The 2,828-nt window shown below is 64.0% G+C and carries 3 protein-coding genes; all 3 read left to right on the plus strand.

What is annotated here, in order from left to right:
- Nucleotides 1-439: hypothetical protein (locus RDM88_RS12475; RefSeq protein ID WP_374045469.1), on the plus strand; the 439-nt coding region annotated here is incomplete at its 5' end.
- Nucleotides 440-555: 116 nt separating this feature from the next.
- Nucleotides 556-1,230, plus strand: coding sequence for a response regulator transcription factor (locus tag RDM88_RS12480; protein ID WP_308755150.1), 675 nt, complete (start codon nucleotides 556-558; stop codon nucleotides 1,228-1,230).
- Nucleotides 1,214-2,788, plus strand: a complete 1,575-nt coding sequence (locus RDM88_RS12485) for a HAMP domain-containing sensor histidine kinase (RefSeq protein WP_308755151.1) — start codon at nucleotides 1,214-1,216, stop codon at nucleotides 2,786-2,788. Before RDM88_RS12480 ends, RDM88_RS12485 begins: the two co-directional genes overlap by 17 nt.
- The last annotated feature ends 40 nt before the right edge of the window (nucleotides 2,789-2,828 follow it).

Raw genomic sequence — 2,828 nt, forward strand, 5'->3', positions numbered from 1 at the left:
GATGGGGTACCTCTTCATCCCGCTGACCCTCATGGGGCTCTTTGCCGCGCGCTCCCACCGGCTGACCGCCCGGCTGGGGGAGGGGCGGGCCCTCTCGGGCCTCTTTCTGCTCGGCGCGCTCTCCTGCGGGCTGCTTGCCGCGGCCGAAAGCCCCCTGCTTTCGGTCGCGGGCATCCTGGCGCTGCGGCTGTCCGCGTCGGTTTTCGCGCCCATCGGCATGGAAATCCAGAACCGGCAGGTGCGCTCCTGCGGGCGGGCGACGATGCTGTCGGTCTACTCGAGTGTGATGAACCTGGCCGCCGCGGGCGCCGGGCTCATCTTCGGCAGGCTCGCCGAGGGAGGCGTCGAACGGGCGATGGCGGCGGGCGCGGGCTTCTGTACGGCGGGCCTCCTGCTCTGCGCCCTGTGGCGACGTGGCTCGGAAGGGGCGGCCGGTTAGCCCGACGCAATTTTCCGATTCGTCAAACTTTACACACAGAAGCGTCACAAAAGCTCCGCATACTGGAACGGTGGAAAGGCGTGGCCTTTCAAAATGAACGTTGGGACGGTGCCGGAATGGACAGCAAAATATTGATCGCGGAGGACGAAGCGAAGATCCGACAGCTCGTGGCGAGCTATCTCGTGCGGGAGGGCTTTAAGGTGGTGGAGGCCGCTGACGGCCAGCAGGCGGTGGAAAAATTCGAGGACAACGACGACGTCGTGCTGGTGATGCTCGACGTGATGATGCCCCGTAAGGACGGGTACGACGCCTGCCGGGAGATCCGCGGCAGGTCGGACGTGCCGATCCTGATGCTGACCGCGCGCGACAGCGAGCGGGACGAGGTGGCGGGGTTCCATGCGGGGGCGGACGAATACATCGCCAAGCCCTTTTCGCCGACCATCCTCGTGACGCGGGTGAAGAACCTGCTCAAGCGCACGAACGCCAACGACATGAGCGACGCGGAGGTGGGCGGGCTCAAAATCCTCTACCGCGAGCGCACGGTGCTGGTGGACGGGCAAAAGATCATCACGACGCCCAAGGAATTCGACCTGCTCTACTACCTCGTGAAAAACCAGGGGATCGTGCTCACCCGCGACCAGATCATCTGCACGGTGTGGGACATGGACTACAACGGGGACGACCGCACGGTCGACACCCACATCAAATGCCTGCGCGCCAAGCTGGGGAAATACGCCTCCTGCATCACCACCGTGAGGAAGGTGGGCTACAAATTTGAATGGACGGATTAAAAGCGGCATCCGCAAGGAGCTTTTCGGGGTCATCTTTTTCATCCTCGTGGTGAATGTGGTGGTCCTGCTTTTCATGGGCTCCACCCTGTTCGAGCGGTTTTACCAGAGCAACAAGGTCGGCGAGCTGGAGCAGAGCGCGCGGACGATCCGCGCCGCCTACCAGGAGAACAGCGAGGAAATCTACGACGCGATCGGGCGGCTGGAAAACGGCAACGCGATCGTGAGCCTCTTTGAGATCGACGGGGACGGGAAGGCCCAGATGCGCTACCACTCCCGCACCGGCCGGGAGGAGATGCGCCCGTGGGGCGACCGGGAAAACGCCCCCAAGCCGCGAAAGGAGGACGCCGACCGGTTCCAGGAGGAGATGCTCGCGCGGCTTCAGGGGGCGGACGAGAGCTTTGACGTGCGGCTGGAGGAGTCCTTCAACCCGTGGGACGACGACGGGATGCTCACCCTCTCCACCCGGCTGGACGACAACCTCTACCTCTATATCCAGACCCCGCGCGGGTACCTCAAATCCTTCGCCGACCTCGCGGTCAAATACACCGCGCTGACTTCGATCGCGATCCTGCTGGTGGGCGCGGTGATCATCTATTTCGTGGTCGGGCGGATCACGCGGCCGATCCAGGGAATCCAGCGGGCGGCGGGAAAGATTTCGCGGCTCGACTTCTCCGAACGGTGCGAGGCGAAGGGGCACGATGAGATCGCGATGCTCGCCGAGAGCGTCAACCAGATGTCGGACGACCTGCAGGCGGCGGTGAGCCGGCTGATGGAAGCCAACGAGGTGCTCCAGAACGACCTCGTGCGCCAGCAGCAGACCGACCGGCTGCGCCAGCAGTTCGTGGCGAACGTCTCCCACGATTTCAAGACGCCGCTCACCCTCATGATCAGCTACGCCGAGGCGCTCGCGGAGGAGGAGACCGACCCGCGGCGCAGGGAGTCGTGCGAGATCATCATCGCGGAGAGCAACCGGCTCTCGCTGATGGTGGGCAAGCTGCTCGAGCTCTCCCGGCTGGAGAGCGGCGTGGAAAAGGCGCAGCTCTCGATCTTCTGCCTGAGCGAGGTGCTCGACAACGCCGTGCGCAGCCACCGCATCCTCACCGAGCGCAAGCGCCTCACGGTGAAAAAGGAGCTCGAGGAGGAGTACATCGTCTCCGCCGACTACTCGATGATCGAACAGGCGGTGAACAACCTCTTTGAAAACGCGGTCAAATATTCCCCGGAAGAGGGCGTCGTCCGGCTGCGTGTGCAGGACGGCGGGGCGGGCCTCTGCCGCGTGTCGGTGGAGAATTCGAGTCCGCCCATCGCCGAAGACGACCTCGGAAGCCTCTTCGACAGTTTCTACCGCGCCGACAAGTCCCGTTCGCGCGAGGTGCAGGGCTACGGCCTCGGGCTTGCGATCGTCAAGGTCGTCATGGAGGCCCACAGGATGGACTACGGGGTTGAAAACATCGAAGGCGGGGTCCGGTTCTGGTTCTGCCTGCCGCTCGCGGAGATCGGTGACGAGACGGATTTGGGGGAGGACAGCCACGGGACGCCGGAAATTACTGGTCTGTAACCGGAAAGGCGGAAAAGAGATAAGCCAGCGGCGCGGCGGG

Origin of the sequence: uncultured Anaerotruncus sp. (assembly GCF_902490045.1) — a bacterium.
GTDB lineage: Bacteria > Bacillota > Clostridia > Oscillospirales > Ruminococcaceae > Anaerotruncus.